This is a genomic window from Cupriavidus basilensis (assembly GCF_029335485.1).
GTDB classification, from domain to species: Bacteria; Pseudomonadota; Gammaproteobacteria; order Burkholderiales; family Burkholderiaceae; genus Cupriavidus; species Cupriavidus basilensis_E.
Genome location: NZ_JARJLM010000718.1, coordinates 1 through 16,616 on the forward strand (window position 1 = coordinate 1; position 16,616 = coordinate 16,616).

The following is a 16,616-nucleotide window of genomic DNA, read 5'->3' on the forward strand; positions in this document are numbered from 1 at the left end:
TTCACGTTGCGCTGCGCCTGGCCGCCGGCCGCCGCCGCCGCGGGTGCGCCGCCGAAGCCGCCGAGCAGCACGTTGAAGAAGGAGCGGTTCATCGCGCGGCACATGATGTACGAGAGGATGGCACCGCTCGATCCCACCAGCGAGCCGGCGACGATCAGCATCGGGTTGTTGAGCGAGAAGCCGATGCCCGCCGCCGCCCAGCCCGAGTACGAATTGAGCATCGACACCACCACCGGCATGTCCGCGCCGCCGATCGGGATGATGATCAGCACGCCCAGCACGAAGGCGATCGCCAGCATCAGCAGGAAGGGCAGCCAGTCCTGCGACAGGCAGAAGATGATGCCAAAGCCAATCATGGCCACCGCCAGCAGCAGGTTCAGCAGGTGCTGCCCGGCGAAGGACACCGGCGCGCCCTGGAACAGGCGGAACTTGTACTTGCCCGACAGCTTGCCGAAGGCAATGACCGAACCGGAGAAGGTGATGGCGCCGACGAAGCAACCGATAAACAGCTCGAAGCGGTTGCCGAACGGGATATCGTGCGAGCCCGGCGGCGTGATGCTGAACGCCGACGGCTCGGCCACCACGGCCACCGCGATGCAGACCGCGGCCATACCGATGAGCGAGTGCATCGCCGCCACCAGCTCGGGCATCTTGGTCATCTCGACCCGCTTGGCCACGATCGCGCCGATGCCGCCGCCGACCACCAGCGCGCCGAAGATCAGCGCCATGCCCTCGGCAACCGAAGACTGGCCGGCGCCGATGGCGAGGAATTCATTCTTGAGCTTGACGATCAGCGCCAGCGTGGTCACCACGGCGATGGCCATGCCGATCATGCCGAAGGCGTTGCCGCGCCGCGCGGAGCTGGGGTGGGACAGGCCCTTCAACGCCTGGATGAAGCAGACCGAGGCGAGCAGGTAGAGCAGGGTGACGAGGTTCATGCTCACTTGGCGCCCTCCTCGTGACCCTTGCCGGCCTTGGCCTTGGGTTCCTTCTTCTTGAACATCTCCAGCATGCGCTGGGTCACCAGGAAGCCGCCGAACACGTTGACCGCGGCCAGCGCCACCGCCAGCGTGCCCATGGTGCGGCCCACCGGGCCCTCGGTCAGGCCGGCGGCCAGCATGGCGCCGACGATGATGATGGCCGAGATCGCATTGGTCACGGCCATCAGCGGGGTGTGCAGGGCGGGCGTTACCGTCCAGACCACGTGGTAGCCCACGTAGATCGCTAGCACGAAGATGATCAGGTTGATCACCGTATGGTTTATGCCTTCCATGTCAGTTCCTTGGCGGTGTCTTATTGTTCCAGTGCCATTTCGGCGCGCTTGGTCATCAAGCAGGCGGCGACGATGTCGTCGTCCAGGTTCAGTGTGAACTGACCTTCCTTGTCGATCACGAGCTTGAGGAAGTCGAACACATTGCGCGCATAGAGGGCCGAGGCGTCAGCCGCTACCATGCTGGCCAGGTTGGTGTGCCCGATTAGCGTGACTCCGTGTTGCTCGACCACCGCGTCGGCCACCGTGAGTGGGCAGTTGCCGCCCTGCGCGGCGGCCAGATCGACCACCACCGAGCCCGGCTTCATGGCCTGCACGGTCTCTTCCTTGAGCAGTACAGGCGCCTGGCGGCCCGGGATCAGTGCGGTGGTGATGACGATGTCGGCAGCCTTGGCGCGCTCGTGCACCAGTTCGGCCTGGCGCCGCATCCAGTCCACCGGCATGGGACGGGCATAGCCGCCCACGCCCTGCGCGATCTCGCGCTCTTCGTCGGTGACGAACGGCACATCTAGGAATTTGGCGCCCAGTGATTCGATTTGCTCCTTGACGGCGGGACGCACGTCGGAAGCCTCGATCACGGCGCCCAGCCGCTTGGCGGTGGCAATCGCCTGCAGGCCGGCCACGCCGGCGCCGAGGATCAGCATGCGCGCCGCCTTGACTGTGCCGGCGGCGGTCATCAGCATTGGCATAAAGCGCTGGTAATGCTGGGCGGCAACCAGCACGGCCTTGTAGCCGGCGATATTGGCTTGGGATGAGAGCACGTCCATGCTCTGCGCGCGCGTGGTACGCGGCGCGGCTTCCAGCGCGAAGGCGATCACCCCGGCCTCGTCCATGCGCGCCTTGATTTCCGCGTCGAAGGGATTGAGCATGCCGACCAGCACGGTGCCCGGCTTGATCAGCGTAAGTTCAGCGTCGGTCGGTGCGCGCACCTTCAGGACCAGTTGCGCACCTAGAGCGTCGGCCGCGGTGCCGATGGTGGCGCCCACTGCCTCGTATGCGGCGTCCGGTTGGCTGGCGCGCGTTCCCGCGCCCGATTGGACAATGACTTGGTGCCCCTGGGTGACATATTTCTTGACTGTCTCCGGGGTCGCAGCCACGCGCGCCTCACCTGCTCGCGCCTCCTGCGGGATGCCTATGTGCATCTACTCTCTCCTCACTCTAACGGTGTTATCTCAAATTGCCGCTCAGCTCTGGCCAAATCGCAGACGAATAGCCTTTGTGCTCGACGCGGCAGGTGCCTTGCCATCGGGGTCTCCCGACGCGGAATATGTTTCGGATTGACCACGACTGGTGGGCTTGTGCCGATTTCAAGTGCTTCCGGTGCTTTACGTGCTCATGATGGACTGCTTCCATAAAATGCCGAGGCCAAACAGGCTCATCACCTGAGCCGTGTTTCTGGTCAGGTATCTCGAATCTGGGCCTGGGTTTCCTCCGGACCGATCAATAACGCCCTTCATAGGCGCCTTTCGTGCTTGGCCATGACATACCAGTTCATGGAAGCGAATTGCGGCACGTCACACCTGTCAGCGCTATCTAACTCGCATCGGAAAATGCAATGTCCTGGTGACCATGCAGTAATGCTGGAAAGAAGATAAACGCCGTACTGAGAACGCCGAGAATGAAGACTCAACAAACAAGCCTTGCATCTCGCGGCGGAAACACACGCCAAGCTCCGTCCTCGTGGCGAAAAAAATAGAGCGAAAGCTCGTCCGAAGCGCGAACTACCTCGACTCGCACGCAACCACCCGGGCGTAGTTGCGGGGAGCGCACGCGTGTAATGCGTGCCGACGTGGTGGAGGTGGGGCCTAACCATTTGTCGATTAGTCCGCGCAGGGTTGCTTCACCTGCGTTCTCTCTCGCTCGACCTTGGATGTTCTGGTCGATTGTGTGAATCGCCTGGCTCTGGTTGCTTGCCATTGTCGGCCCTTGAATTGCGGCGTCCTCTTCTCCTTGAACTCCATGTGCTTCGCTGGTTCGCGCCATCGAAAGGTCGGCCGCAACGATCTCGTGTACCGTGGCAATTTGCTTGGTCATTGCGTGTCTCCTTGAGACGGTTCCATTCAGCGATATTTCTCTTACTGCAAGCGCCGTGCCAAGGAGCTCCGATACGCCAGAAGGCACTCGGGGTGGCGTCCAGACTTGGTTTCCGCCGATGCGGAGGAGAGGAGTGTCTTCGGACGGATCCAGATGCATAGCCAATTGTGCACTTTCCGACTACACAACTTGTGTGCGAAAGACATTGCAGTGGCAACCGGCGGGGGTATATGGGAAGGGCTGTGCCAACTTGGCGTGTCTGACGTTGGCGATGTGCTGCAGTTTCAGTAAGCCGACAAGTCTTCGGGCAGAATTTGTGAACCCCTTCATGGATTGTTGAAAATTTGTCGTTGCCGCTTTCTTCGGACATCCGTCGATGGCATCTGAGCGCCGCGGTGTGGCGTCATTTGTCTCCGCTTTGGTAATGCATCCCAACACCGTGGGCGAGACCAATTGCTCATGGTTGTTCGTCATGGCGGGGAGAAGGAAGGCCGAGGGGCTCAGTTGGACCGCTACGCCGTGTCAATGTTTGACGCCAAGTGGAATCCGGATGACGTCGTCCGTCTTCATTTCTTGACCTCTCGACCAGACAGGTAAGGCAATTTATCGTCGTGGTCACCTTCCAGGTTGTGCGCTGAATTAAAGCGGCCTCAGGTCGGTGTTAGACCCGCGAGCTACGTCGTTTTGGTCGTCTGAACTGCGAGTATGCGGGTAGAGGTCCGTCAGCCTCGCGAAGGGCGGTCGACGTACTCTTCCTTGTCATATGGACTGCGTTAGTCCAGCATGGACGACGCTGCTGGCTTGCTGTCGCTGGACTTGGCAACCTTCGCGGTCCCGAACGCGCCAGCTCGCTCAAGCCGTGCGATGTCCACAGCCGAGAGGCTGAGTTCGCGGGCGAGTACCGCATCGCGCTGCTCGCCGAGGCGAGGGACGCGAGGCGTGTGTGCCGTGTTGTCGAGCCATGCAGCGTTCGCGGGCAGCGTGAAGGTGCCGCCGAACCCGTCGTCCACTTGCCTTAGGGCACCGCGCTTATGCAGGTACTCGTCGGCGACCACTTCTCGCATGCTCAGGATTCCGGCCACGGGAACGTCCACGTCGATCAGCTTCGCCGCGATCTCGGCCCGTGTGTGCGCACGGGTGAAGGCCTCCGTGATGGTGTGCACTTCCCTCTGGTGTTTGACGCGATCACTGTATGTCGCATATCGTTCGTCCGAGGCCAACTCGGGGCGCCCCATCGCAACGCACAATCGGCGCCAGAAGTCGTCGCGGTTGCAACCGATGTTGACGGCACCGTCCGCGGCCGGAAACGCGCCATATGGGACACCGTGGAAGTTGTTGGAGCCGGCGAAGTCGGAGGTCTCCTTGTCTTCTATCTGAACGCGGCCCAGTGCGACGGACACCATAGGGAGCATGCATTCGACCAATCCCACGTCGATGACGCGGCCGATTCCGTAGCGTTCCTGATTTCGCAACGCCAGAAGGATGGCGGCGTGCGCCGACACGCCTGCCATGATGTCGCCCAGTGCAAAGCCGCACCACACGGCATTGCCGGAGTGGTCGCGGGTCAGGCCCGTGGCTCCGGCCATGGCTTCAGCGACCATCGCGAGGCCCGCGCGGTCCGCATGTTCGCCAGAATTCTCCATGCCAAAACCGGAAATGCAGGCGATGACGAGGCGCGGGTACCGCTCGTGCAGTGCATTCGGATGAAAGCCCAGTCGTTCCAGGGCCGACGTGCGCATATTGGTAACGAACACGTCCGCGGTTTCGAGCAGCTTGGCCAGGACTCTGGCGCCCTCTGGGTTCTTGAGGTCCAGCACGACGCTTTCCTTGTCACGGTTCAACGATGCGTAGTACGCGGTGACCTCGCCGTCGGCAGCCTGGCGCGTTGGCTGCCTGTGTCGGGTGAGTTCCCCCCCTGGTGGCTCGACCTTGATGACCTGCGCCCCTTCGTCGGCGAGCATCTGGCAGCAATGCGGGCCGGCAACGAGGTGGGAGAGTTCGACGACTTTGATGCCCTTGAGGGGCAAGGGCGCGGGGCTTCTGCTTGGCATGGCTATGACGTTGTTAGGTGGCGAACTGTCAGATTCTCGGGTCGAGGGCACGCCGAGTCGAGTCGGATTTTTTGTGGGAGACGGTAAGTTCGGCTGTCCCACTGTAGCCATCGGCGGGATGGCATGGGCATGTTTGTCCGCTCATCTGCTAGCCGCCCGCCCGGGCTGACTAAAGCCACCCGAACATGCTTTACGGCATCGCGCGTTTCGGTAATCGGCCACTCGAATACTCTGGGCGAAGCGAATGGCACTTGGCTAACAGCACATTGCACACCGGAGCTGAATTGGCCACGATCTGAAAGCCGTGAGGGGAGCCCCATCAGCTTCACATACTCGCGTGGGCTGAGGTAGAGACCCACTACGTCGCGGAACTTCTCGATGAAGGAGACGTCGGTGCACGGCTTGAGGGCCGTTAGTTCTACGGCTACTCGATTCGCGTTCAGTCGAGCCGTGACCTGCTGCCGCGGCTCGGGAGCAAGCTGCAGTGTCCCGCGAGTTAGCTTTCTTGTGACCGACGGTTGGAAAAGATGACTGGACTGCGCCGGACGGGCGAGCCAACAATATATATCGCGCCATTGGGCGAATGCCATAATATTCTAAGGAGACATTCTCATGAGTTCTGTGCGTTGTGCGCTTCTTGCGGTGGGGCTCGCACTGGCCGGCGTAGGAGCTGCTGCGCAGGGGAGCTGGCCCACGGGGAAACCTATTCGGATCATCGTGCCTTTTCCACCAGGTGGGCAGACCGACGTGGCTGCGCGCGTGATCGGGCAGGCGATAGGTGAATCGCTACGGACGCCTGTGTTGATCGAAAACAAGTCCGGTGCGCACGGCTTCATTGGAGTAGTGGATGCTGTCAATGCGCCAGCGGACGGCTACACTCTCCTGATGGCCAGCACCGGAACGATTGCCATCAACCCCAAACTACATGAGAAAATTCCCTATGATCCGTCGCGGCAACTTGCCCCCGTGTCCCTTGTGCTGACGGTGCCGATCGTCATCGTCAGCAACGCGGAGGCGCTGCCGGTGAAGACGTTGGCAGAGCTTATGGTCTACCTGAAGGCGAATCCTGGCAAGGTGAACTTCGCCTCTGCTGGGAACGGCGGCTCGTCGCACCTAGTGCCAGAGTACTTCAAGTTCCGCACTGGCACTTTCATGACGCATATCCCATACAAGGGCCAGGCGCCTGCGGTCGCGGACGTCGTTGCAGGCCAAATACACGTGATGTTCGACACGTTGCTGAGCAGCTCACCATACGTAAAGGCCGGCAAGCTTCGCATGCTCGCCGTGACCACCAAGGAGAGGTTGGCAGAATTTCCTGCGGTGCCGACGGTGGCGGAGGCGTTGAACATGGATGACTTCGAAGCCTCGTCATGGTCCGCGCTTTACGCGCCCGCGCGTACACCACCGGAGGTCGTTAAGCGCCTGTCGGCGGAGGTCGATGTGGCGCTCAAGAACCCGAATATCGCAAAGCGCCTGAGGGAACTCGGCGCTGTGCCCGCAGGCGGGACGCCTGAGAGGCTCGGCCAGTTCCAGCGAGAAGAACAGGAGAAATGGGCCAAGGTGATCGAAACAGCTAGAATCAAAGCGGACTGACCGCTTCGGTTTTCAGTTGATTGACGAGAGTGTTCTAAGGCTACCTCTCGTCGCGAGGTGCTACGCGCCGCGTCACAATGGTGGGCGGGGAGGCGTTGCAGGCGGTGGGGACATGGAGACAGTGACTCTTGAGATCGGCTGCGGGTCGCCGAGCATCATCACCTTTCACGCGGACCGGACAAGGCGGTTGAAACCGCAATGGTAGCCCTCTGCCGGAACTTGACGCCGATCGGCTCCGACGCGCGGCCGTTCTAGCATGAGAATGAGAGCCGGCACTACGAATCGCGCGGCGTGTCTCGAAGATCGCCTCTGACTACATGGTCGGCTTCGCATTCGACCTGACACGAAACTCGAGCCCTTTGATCTACGCGGCAGATGCAGCTGGGCTGCAAGGCGGTGTTGGGATGTTGGTCGCCACGTTATGCCATGGGCGTGATGAGAGCGCAGGCCGCTCCTCAATGATGTGATTTCGGGCTGCGAACCTGAATGAACACACAGCGTGTACTGCTAGGAAATGATAGATTCCGTGAATACGAAAGTCCTATGCTGTGCCAATAGCATGTCTTGTAGTGGGTGCGTATTGCCGTGTTCGCGAGAATGACATCTGGTGTCTTCACGACGGACACCTTACCGCCAGTCGGGCACTGAATGGGGCTTCGGCCACTGGCACAGAGCTTGCTGCACAAATTAACATGAATACGCAAAAGACTCTTTGGCAGCGAAACATCCAGCGCGGCCCCCTGGCCGGCATCCGCGTCGTCGATTTCAGCACCCTGCTGCCCGGACCTATGTGTAGTCTGCTATTGGCGCAGGCTGGGGCTGAGGTGATCAAGGTTGAGCGACCAGGCCGTGGCGACGAGATGCGCTCGTACTTGCCGAGATTCGGCACTGATGGCGTGAACTTCGCACTGTTGAACCAGGGCAAGCGCTCAGTCGCTCTCAACCTCAAGGATGCCGCCGCGCAAAAGGAAGCCATTGCCCTCGTGCGTACGGCTGATGTGCTCATCGAGCAATTCCGCCCAGGCGTGATGGAGCGGCTAGGTCTGGGTTACGAAGCGATGCGGGCTTTGAATCCCCGTCTCGTCTATTGCGCTATCACTGGCTGGGGTCAGTATGGCCCGCTGGCCAATATGGCCGCTCACGACCTGAACTATCAGGCAGAAACCGGCTTGATGGGGCTGACGGCGGGAGCTGATGGCACACCTGGTCTGCCGAATACCCTCGCCGCGGACATCTCGGGAGGAGCCTATCCGGCCATGATGAACATTCTGCTCGCACTGCGCGCCCGCGAGGAGGATGGGCAAGGACGCTTTATTGATGTCGCGATGGCGGATAACTTGTTCACCTTAATATATTGGGGGCTAGGTAACGGATTCGCGGCAGGCGAGTGGCCCACACCGGGTGGTGACGTCGTGACCGGTGGTACGCCGCGCTATCAGGTGTACAGGACGCTCGACGCCCGTTTCCTCGCTTGCGCGCCGCTGGAGCAGAAATTCTGGGAGAACTTCCTTCGCGTCCTAGACGCGCAGCATCTACTGGACGATGCTGCGGATCCGCCCGCGACTCGCGCGGCAATCGCGGCCATCATAGAGACCAAGACGGCGGACGACTGGGTGAACCGCTTCGAAGGTGTTGACGCCTGCGTATCGATAGTGAAGTCGCTGCAAGAGGCGGTCGACACCCCCCATTTCCGCGAACGTGGACTCTTCGCCGGGCGCGTCTCAAGCGGGAGCGGCACCGAGATTCCTGCGGTGCCGCTCCCGCTAGGGCGCCATTTCCGACTGGAGAGTTCGAGCGAGTACCCAGTCCTCGGTGAGGCGAACGCCGACGTTCGCGCTGAGCCGGACTGAGCCGGGCAGTCCGCGCCGTGCCGTTCAGGGTCATGGAGCGGCCACGTTCATGTCGATCGTTGAAGGAGCATTCGCCCCGCTCGGCGGTATCTGCTGCTGGTGGCTAGATGCCGGGGCTTTTCTCGATCCTTTGATTGAGATCGTAAGTGCAGTTCCTGAAGCCGTCTAGCTCGCGAATCGCGCTCAGCGAGGATTGCCAACTCGGCTCAAACATGGGTCTCATTCCAGGGAGGAATCATGCAGGAAGCTCAGCCTTGTGTTGTTCTGTCGAAGGCAGTGCCTTCACTGAGGGCACGTTCCTTCTGTGCAGCGCGCACCTGTCCTTGATGAAGACACGCGGCAGCGATCACTTGTGCAAGGAACGCTTAATTGGGCCGGCACTTTTTATTGCGAACGAGGACGGAGGCGTCGATGGCGACTTGGCACACAGCTTGCTGTATGAGCACTAGCAGCGCCAGAGCGATCTCGGGTTGTTGTGCTGCAAGCCTACTTGGAAGCCCAGTAGCACGATGAACTCGCCAAGGCCTTCACTGAGCGTTGCCGCCCCGATGCGTCGCGCTTCGGCCAATGAATAGCTTGCATCTCGGAGTCAAAATCATGTCTCACCTTCTCACGTTGCACGATCCAGCCGCTGCCAGAGAGCACTATCTGTCGGGTATCTGGCAGACCGATACGCTGTATTCGCTTGCTCGCAGGAATGCGACGGAGCGCGAGAACGCCTACGCCGTGCGTGACAGTGAGAGACGGCTCACCTGGAGCGCGCTCGTAGCGTGGGTGGATGCCGTAGCAGCCAATCTCCACGACGCCGGCCTGCATCGCGGCGACCGCGTGTCGATCTGGTTGCCCAATCGGCTGGAAAGCGCGGTCGTGCTGCTCGCGTGCTCGCGCAATGGGTACGTATGCAACCCGTCTCTGCACCAGAACTACACGGTTGCCGAGGTAGTGACGCTGCTATCACGCATCGAGTGCCGTGCGCTTTTCGCACAGCCGGGCTACGGAGCCGACGCAGTGACGGCGGACATCTTTGGGGCCGCGGCCGGCCTCAGGCACATGAAGCGGATCTACGCGCTGCCGGCGCTGCACTTGCCTGAGACGCAGCTTCCGTCGGGCGCGCATTCTATGCCTATGCCGGGGCAGGAGTCGTGCATTCCGCTTGCTCCGCCCAGCACTCATCCGGATCAGATTGTGTACCTAGCGTTCACCAGCGGTACCACAGGTACGCCGAAGGGCGTGATGCACAGCGACAACACATTGTTGGCCAACGGCCGCGCGATGGTTGCCGACTGGGGGTTGAACCGCGACACAGTGCTGCTGACGTTGAGTCCGATGAGCCACCACGTTGGAACGGTCGCGCTGGAGCAAGTGCTGGTAGCAGGCTGCGAACTCGTCATCCACGATCCTTCGGCAGGTGTTAGGGCTCTTGATTGGATCGAGACCACTGGCGCTACATACGTCATGGGGGTGCCGACTCACGCGATCGATTTGCTCCAGGAGATCGATAAACGCAGTTTGACGAAGATCGGCGCCGTCAAGGTATTCTATATGGCGGGGTCCTTGATCCCAAGCGAGGTTGCTGCCCGCATGCTCGCGCTCGGGGCAAAGCCACAGAACGTCTACGGCATGACCGAGAACGGCTCCCACCAGTACACCAAACCTGCGGATCCCGCCGAGGTTATCACCAGTACCTGCGGCAAGGCCTGCGTGGGTTATGAAGTGCGCCTGTGGAATCCGGAAAACCCCGATCTTGAGGCTGCCCCGGATGAGCTGGGTGAGATCGGTGGCCGCGGCGGCGTGCTGATGCTCGGTTACTTCAACAACCAGTCGGCGACCGAGAGTTCATTCAACAGCAGCGGCTGGTTCCTGAGTGGCGACCTGGGGCGTTTCGACGCCGCAGGCAACCTGCAGATCGTGGGTCGCAAAAAGGACCTGATTATCCGAGGCGGGCACAACATCCATCCTGCTCACATCGAGGAGTATGCCCACCGTCATCCCGCCGTGAAGAAGGCTGCGGCTTTCGGGGTGCCCGATGAACGCTTGGGCGAGAAGGTTTGCCTTGCCATCATTAGCGACGACAAGACTCCGGCCGGCGATGAGATCTTGCAGCACCTAGCGCGAGAAGGACTTTCCAAATTCGACATGCCGGAATTCTTTGCGGTCGTATCGGAGTTCCCGATGACTGCCAGCGGGAAAATACTGAAGCGTGAACTGACGCAGTGGGTGGCGAGCGGCAAGCTGCAGCCCGAACCCGTACGCTATCGCGCCTCTGCCTGATGATCTAATTCACGCAAGACGAAAAGTTTGCGGTCCCGACCATCCGGCACCCCTCAGCGCTGAACGCGCTGACCTTGGAGCAGATCACTCAAACTGGCGAGTGCATCAAGCAGGCCGTGGGATCGACAGCTTGGGATCTGATCGTCACTGGCGAAGGCGAGAGGGCGTTTTGCGCGGGTGCTGGCATCAACGAGATGAAGGGTCGCAGTCTCTCGGCGCAGCGCGACGGCGCCGAGCATGGCCACGCCGTATTCGCACTGCTCGGTCGGCAACTGCGGCGTCGACCGTTTCAACGAGAAGATGAGCATGAACCCCTTTAGCGAAGTTCCCGTTGAAAAGGCAGTGCGGCCGAAGAAAAAGGGATGGCAACCGGACCTCGTGATCCCAAGTAAGCGGGTTATCGACGACGACGCCAACCGGACCGGCCAGATGCTCGCCGCGCCGGCCGACCCGCCAGCAGGCCGACCTTAGTGCCTACAAGGTGAGAGTGACCAGCGAATGCGGATGTGGGCTACGCCCCCAACGACTGGTAAGTGGGCCGGACGGACAGGATCGTACAGCCCCGGCTGTATGTGGTAGCTGGCATCTGCGGTGCCATCCAGCCGCTAGCCAGAATGAAGTACTCCAAGCGTTCGCGGCGATCACAGAAGCGACGATGCGCCGACTATTCGGTATCGCCGCCTATGGGGTGGTTGCCGGACCTTTTCCTGGCTGTGACGCTGTTGGCGGCGCTGTAGCCATGGCGTTGTTGCGTGAATGCCTGCGGGTGCGAACGCTGTATGGCAAGGAGCGGCCAGCGGCCTCATCGACATCGTGGAAGCGGTACGCGAGCTAAGAGGGGGGCTTGGCGAAAGCCAGGTTCAAGGTGCCGAAGTCGCGCTCGTGAACAATGAAGGCAGCGTCCTTTCGGCGCACTGCACTGTTATTCCTGCCAACGCCAAGGGCTGAGAAGTCCCCAGCACGTCTCTGAGAAACCCCGACACTTTGCAAGACGGTAATAGGACATGCCATGACTATTCAGATAGAGCCGTGCGGCTGCTACTTCGAGGACTTTGAAGTGAGTTCGAGTTCGTGGTGCCCGCGCATACCGTCACCTCCACCGACATTGTGAACTTCGCTTGCCTCACAGGCGACTTGAAGGAAGTCCACACCAACTTCGAGTGCTGCAAGACAACACCATCTGGTGAGCCGGCCGCTCACAGGTCGCTGATATATGGCACCATGAACAGACTGAAGTATGCCAGCGGCATTAACCGGTACGATGCCGGCGCTCCTGCAGATCGACAACGGGCGCATGCTCAGCCCCGTGAAGCACGGCGATACCATCCGGATGCATTCGCGCGTGCTGGAGAAAAGGGAGTCAAGTATGCCGGACCGCGGCGCGGTCACCTTTCTCCGCCAGTGCGTCAAGCATGACGGCACTGTGGTCCAGGAGATGAAGATCACTCTCATGTACAAGCGCCGTACCAAGGACTGAATGTGCGCGTGCGGGTCTGGTAAGAGCGGCTGATCATTGGTGTTAGAAATTATAACCCGCAGCCTGCTGTATTCCCGTCAAAATGGACTTCAACACGAACGCAGATATCGAACAGTTGGAGTCCCGCATGAGCACCGTCTTAGCTGTCGTAGAGGAACGGAATTTCCTGCTTCCGGTCAACGCAAAGTGCCACCTGCATCATGGAACGTGAGTTGGCATACGTCGAGACTGAGCGGGTCGGGGCGGTGGAAGTCATTCGCCTTGCCTCGGAAAGGACCCGCAACTCGCTCAGCAACGGCATGCGGGAGGCTCTGGCACGGGCTTTTTCAGACGCCGCGCGAGACCGGGAGGTGCGGGCGATCTATCTCACAGCGAAGGGCCCCCATTTCTGTTCGGGTGGTGACCTGAATGCGCTCGATGAGGTTCGTCAAGACCCTTGGGCCGTACACCGACGCTTTCGCGACATGGGCCAGTGGCTGCTGCCGTTCATGCGTGTAGAGAAGCCCGTCCTGGTCGGCGTTCGCGGCTATGCCGTCGGGGGCGGCCTCGGTCTGGCCCTCGCCGGCGACATGATGATCGCGTCCGAGACCGCGAAGTTCGCGGCTTCCTGGCTTCGGCTTGGGATCATGCCGGACGCGTTGGCGCTCTACACGCTGCCGCGCCTAGTCGGGCTGGCAAAAGCCCGCAAACTTTTCATCACCGAGGAAGTGCTTGATGCAGGCGAGGCCGAGAACTTGAATCTCGCTTCCGAGGTCCTTCCTGACAACGAACTGGATGCAAGAGGCATGGAGCTGGCGCAATCGCTGGCAAGCGGACCCGCAGAGGTATGGGGATTGACGAAGCTCATCTTGTCTCGGACTTTCGAGACAAGCATCGACGACATGTTCCTGCTCGAAGGCCTGGGTCAGGTCGTCGCAATGGGAGGCCCCGAGTTTGACTACCGGCTCCACGCGTTCCTCGAGAAGCGCGTGCAGCAGCCTTCTGCAGGCGATCTCCTAAGGAAGCGCAAGCGCGAGGGCCAGTAATAATCATCTCTTATGTGCGGGATCCGGAAATGCCCCTATCTGAAGGCAGCAAACGCAGGGAACTCCACCATCGCGCCATCGACATGCGAGCGTATTGCGTGACGATGGACTCTACGACGTGGAAGCCCAGCTTGTCGATCGCAAGCCCTTTGCTTTCAATCGGTTCAGCGCCCCCGAGCCGTGGCGGCGGGCGAACCGCTGCACGATCTGTGGGTGCGCGTGACTATCGATGAGGAGTTCGTGGTGCGTGCCATCGAAGCTGCGTCTGATATTGAGGGAGCGTTAGGACCAGATGGCAGGCACGTTGTCAGGTGGCGAGCAGCAGATGCTGGCCATTGCGCGTGCGCTGATGAGCGAGCCGCGCTTACTGTTGCTCGACGAGCCGTCGCTCGGCCTTGCGCCCCAGATCATCAAGGACATTCTTGAAGCGATTCAAAATTTGCGCCAATCAGGGCTGACCATCCTGTTCGTTGAGCAGATGGCCAAGCAAGCGCTAGGTGTCGCCGATCGCGCGTACGTTCTCGAAACCGGCCCTATTACGTTGGAAGGCCCCGGTCGCGCGCTGCTTAAAGATTCGAAAGTCAAGGCGGCCTATCTGGGTGGCCATTGACACTGGCTCCAATTGCTTGATGACATGGGCCTTTTCCTTCTTGCAATGGCCGGATAGGTCCGTCTCGAGGGTGAGCGGTATTAGGCGGCGTTGTCGCATAGAAGGGTACCTCGCGACATGGTGACGTTTACGCGCAGCCGGCGGGGCTGCCTGGCTGTTAACTTTGGGGCGCACCTGCGTAGATTCTCGATTTTTCGTGCGAGAAGATGCGCAAGGACGAGCACAAGACACGTGAGCCCAAGGGTGTCTACCGCGTCAGGAACTGGTCGGCATACAACGCCGGGCTGATCGCCAGGGGTGAGGTCACGATGTGGATCGACAAGAGCGTGCTGATGCAGGACACCGAGCTTGAATCGCGCAAGCGTGGGCGCCCGTGCGTCTACTCGGATGCCGTCATTCAGATGCTGCTGGGGCTCAATCAGGTGTTTCGTTTGCCGTTGCGCGCCCTGCAGGGATTTGCCTGCAGCCTTCGCAAGCTCGCCTTCGCCGACTTGCCAGTGCCGAACTACCCGGCGCTGAGTCGGCACGCGTAGGTTCTGAACGTGGTGCTGCCGGAGCAGCGCCCCGGTCAGGCGCTGCATCTGGTCGTCGACAGCACGGCCCTGAAGGTCTTCGGCGAGGGCGAGTGGAAGGTGCGCAAGCACGGCGATTCGAAGCGGCGCACCTGGCGCAAGATGCATCTGGCGATGGACGCGGAGACCGGCCGGATATGCGCGGATCTGATGACGCATCACGATGTGGTTGATGCCGATGTGTTGTCCGAACTGCTCGAACAGCTCCCGAGCGACACGCCGATCGGCACCATTGGCGGCGACGGCGCGTACGACGCCAAGCAATGCCACGCGGCAATTGCCGCGCGCGATGCGCAACCGCCGATTTCGGCGCGTGAGGGAGCGACGCCATGGCCCGAGAGCACGCCCGGCGCACCATGGCCCAACGAAGCCATTGACGTCATTGCCCGAACCGGCCGGCGCGAATGGAAAAAGTCCTGCGGCTATCACCGGCGTTCGCTGGTCGAGAACCTGATGTACCGGCTCAAGACGCTCACAGGCAATCGCTTGTGGGCATGCGAGGTCGGGTCCCAGGAGACCGAGGTGGCGATCCGCGTAGGCGTGCTGAACCGCACGGCGGCACTCGCTCGCCCTCAGTCTGTCCGCATCGCATGAAATCAAGACCACAAGAGCTCCTTTACCTGCAAACTCGATTTACGCAACAACGCCCTTCAATAGGAGAAAATAGCGGCAGAAACCTGTCGCTTCCCAAATTGGGGAAACAGCGAACTCGCGCAGGTGGTCGGCCATGTGCGCCACCCTTGCGCCGGCCTGAGCTATGCAGATGTTTGGCGAAAAGGGTGAAATGGTTGACGTGGCACAAATAAATGCCGAATTGTTCATCGCGAGCGATACGCACGAACTGGCAGCGCAGTTGCGGCCGCTCTGCGGCGATGTGGCAATCAAGCCTGGGCTGAATGGTCAGCTCGACCTGCATATGGCGTCGAGTCTCGTCGGCGGTCCGATCGCGAATCAAATCCGTACGCCAACGGGCCTTGAGCTTCGGTTTGAGCGCCCATTCGACGGCTATGCGCTTGTCCTGCTTCACGAGGGTGGCCTGCGCACCCGAATTGGGCAGCAGGAGCACGTCTGGTCCGCAGGTGCGTGCGTAGTACTGGATGCGACAAAGGTGAGCGAATGGCAATGGCACGCGGGCAGCTATGAGATGCTTTTGGTCGGCATGGGAGATGTCGCGCAGCGGCTATCGTCGCTGCTGGAAGCACCGTTGACGCGTTCGGTGATGTTCCAGGCGGAGGTGTCTCCGGAATCGGAGGGGGTGAGACTGGGCCGTGCAGTGATGCACTTGATGCAAACGTGCTTTGGTCCTGGTGTTCCCGGATCGGCGGCGATGGCCACGGCGGCCAGCATACGTGACGTTGCCGTGGGGGCCTTCTTGGAGGGCTTGCCGCACAATTACGCCGACAGGCTGCTGGTCAAGGCACCAGGACCGTCACCACGGCACATAAGATCCGCGATCGAGTACATTCATGCCCACGCGCGGGATAGCATTTCCGTGGAGGATATTGCCAACGTCGCCGGCGTCAGCGTACGCGCATTGCAAGTGGGATTCGCCACGTTCAAGAGCACCACGCCAATGGCGTACTTGAAGCGGGTTCGGCTGGAGGGCGTGCGCAATGAACTCCTCCATAGCGATTATGTGTCGGTTGCTGACGTCGCGATGCACTGGGGGTTCAAGCACCTTGGCATGTTCGCCAAGGTGTATCGGGAAGCGTTCGGCGAGCTGCCATCGCAGACACGTCGGATTCGGATTACGAGGCGCTAGGGAAAACTCCAACTCCATCGTCGATGTACACCCGCGCGGTGACCGGCATGACAAAGGAGACGACCTGCCACATGGAGGTGGCGGGTTGCCTGTCCGTCAAC

At 60.8% G+C, this 16,616-nt stretch carries 13 protein-coding genes and 4 pseudogenes; 12 read left to right on the top strand and 5 right to left on the bottom strand.

Going from position 1 to position 16,616, the window contains the following annotated elements; genetic code table 11:
• The 5 genes from P3W85_RS44185 to P3W85_RS44205 form a co-directional block, all read right to left on the bottom strand.
• Positions 1–938 (bottom strand): NAD(P)(+) transhydrogenase (Re/Si-specific) subunit beta (locus P3W85_RS44185; protein WP_276269511.1); only part of this gene is annotated, 938 nt, incomplete at its 3' end.
• A gap of 2 nt (positions 939–940) precedes the next feature.
• Positions 941–1,273 (bottom strand): NAD(P) transhydrogenase subunit alpha, encoded by a 333-nt coding sequence (locus P3W85_RS44190; protein WP_276269472.1) that lies wholly within the window; start codon positions 1,271–1,273, stop codon positions 941–943.
• Between the two features lie 20 nt (positions 1,274–1,293).
• Positions 1,294–2,412: a Re/Si-specific NAD(P)(+) transhydrogenase subunit alpha gene (locus tag P3W85_RS44195; protein ID WP_276269473.1), complete on the bottom strand. Its 1,119-nt coding sequence runs from the start codon at positions 2,410–2,412 to the stop codon at positions 1,294–1,296.
• Positions 2,413–2,896: 484 nt separating this feature from the next.
• On the bottom strand, positions 2,897–3,304 hold the full coding sequence (locus P3W85_RS44200) for a hypothetical protein (RefSeq protein WP_276269474.1): 408 nt from the start codon (positions 3,302–3,304) through the stop codon (positions 2,897–2,899).
• 773 nt (positions 3,305–4,077) lie between these two features.
• Positions 4,078–5,331: a CaiB/BaiF CoA transferase family protein gene (locus tag P3W85_RS44205; RefSeq protein ID WP_276269475.1), complete on the bottom strand. Its 1,254-nt coding sequence runs from the start codon at positions 5,329–5,331 to the stop codon at positions 4,078–4,080.
• Between the two features lie 636 nt (positions 5,332–5,967).
• Between P3W85_RS44205 and P3W85_RS44210 the strand changes: the two genes are divergently transcribed.
• From P3W85_RS44210 to P3W85_RS44265, 12 genes and pseudogenes are all read left to right on the top strand, one after another.
• Positions 5,968–6,948: a Bug family tripartite tricarboxylate transporter substrate binding protein gene (locus P3W85_RS44210; protein ID WP_276269476.1), complete on the top strand. Its 981-nt coding sequence runs from the start codon at positions 5,968–5,970 to the stop codon at positions 6,946–6,948.
• A 692-nt stretch (positions 6,949–7,640) separates the two neighbouring features.
• Positions 7,641–8,798, top strand: coding sequence for a CaiB/BaiF CoA transferase family protein (locus tag P3W85_RS44215; RefSeq protein ID WP_276269477.1), 1,158 nt, complete (start codon positions 7,641–7,643; stop codon positions 8,796–8,798).
• A gap of 597 nt (positions 8,799–9,395) precedes the next feature.
• Positions 9,396–11,069, top strand: a complete 1,674-nt coding sequence (locus P3W85_RS44220; RefSeq protein ID WP_276269478.1) for a class I adenylate-forming enzyme family protein — start codon at positions 9,396–9,398, stop codon at positions 11,067–11,069.
• Between the two features lie 74 nt (positions 11,070–11,143).
• Positions 11,144–11,389, top strand: coding sequence for a hypothetical protein (locus P3W85_RS45745; RefSeq protein WP_430869725.1), 246 nt, complete (start codon positions 11,144–11,146; stop codon positions 11,387–11,389).
• A pseudogene (locus P3W85_RS44230) lies at positions 11,346–11,525 on the top strand (electron transfer flavoprotein subunit beta/FixA family protein); the annotation flags it as partial. The gene P3W85_RS45745 and the pseudogene P3W85_RS44230, both read left to right, overlap by 44 nt.
• Before the next feature lie 300 nt (positions 11,526–11,825).
• Positions 11,826–12,017 carry a thiolase C-terminal domain-containing protein gene (locus tag P3W85_RS45750; protein ID WP_430869726.1) on the top strand — a complete coding sequence of 64 codons (192 nt, stop codon included), beginning with the start codon at positions 11,826–11,828 and terminating at the stop codon, positions 12,015–12,017.
• Between the two features lie 159 nt (positions 12,018–12,176).
• Positions 12,177–12,263: pseudogene (locus tag P3W85_RS44240) on the top strand (acyl dehydratase); the annotation flags it as partial.
• A gap of 67 nt (positions 12,264–12,330) precedes the next feature.
• Entirely contained in the window at positions 12,331–12,546 is a 216-nt protein-coding gene (locus tag P3W85_RS44245) for a MaoC family dehydratase (protein WP_276269514.1), read from the top strand.
• Between the two features lie 200 nt (positions 12,547–12,746).
• Positions 12,747–13,571: an enoyl-CoA hydratase/isomerase family protein gene (locus P3W85_RS44250; RefSeq protein ID WP_276269479.1), complete on the top strand. Its 825-nt coding sequence runs from the start codon at positions 12,747–12,749 to the stop codon at positions 13,569–13,571.
• 289 nt (positions 13,572–13,860) lie between these two features.
• Positions 13,861–14,181: pseudogene (locus tag P3W85_RS44255) on the top strand (ATP-binding cassette domain-containing protein); the annotation flags it as partial.
• A gap of 206 nt (positions 14,182–14,387) precedes the next feature.
• Positions 14,388–15,347: pseudogene (locus P3W85_RS44260) on the top strand (IS5 family transposase).
• A gap of 169 nt (positions 15,348–15,516) precedes the next feature.
• Positions 15,517–16,515: an AraC family transcriptional regulator gene (locus P3W85_RS44265; RefSeq protein ID WP_276269480.1), complete on the top strand. Its 999-nt coding sequence runs from the start codon at positions 15,517–15,519 to the stop codon at positions 16,513–16,515.
• Positions 16,516–16,616: the final 101 nt, after the last annotated feature.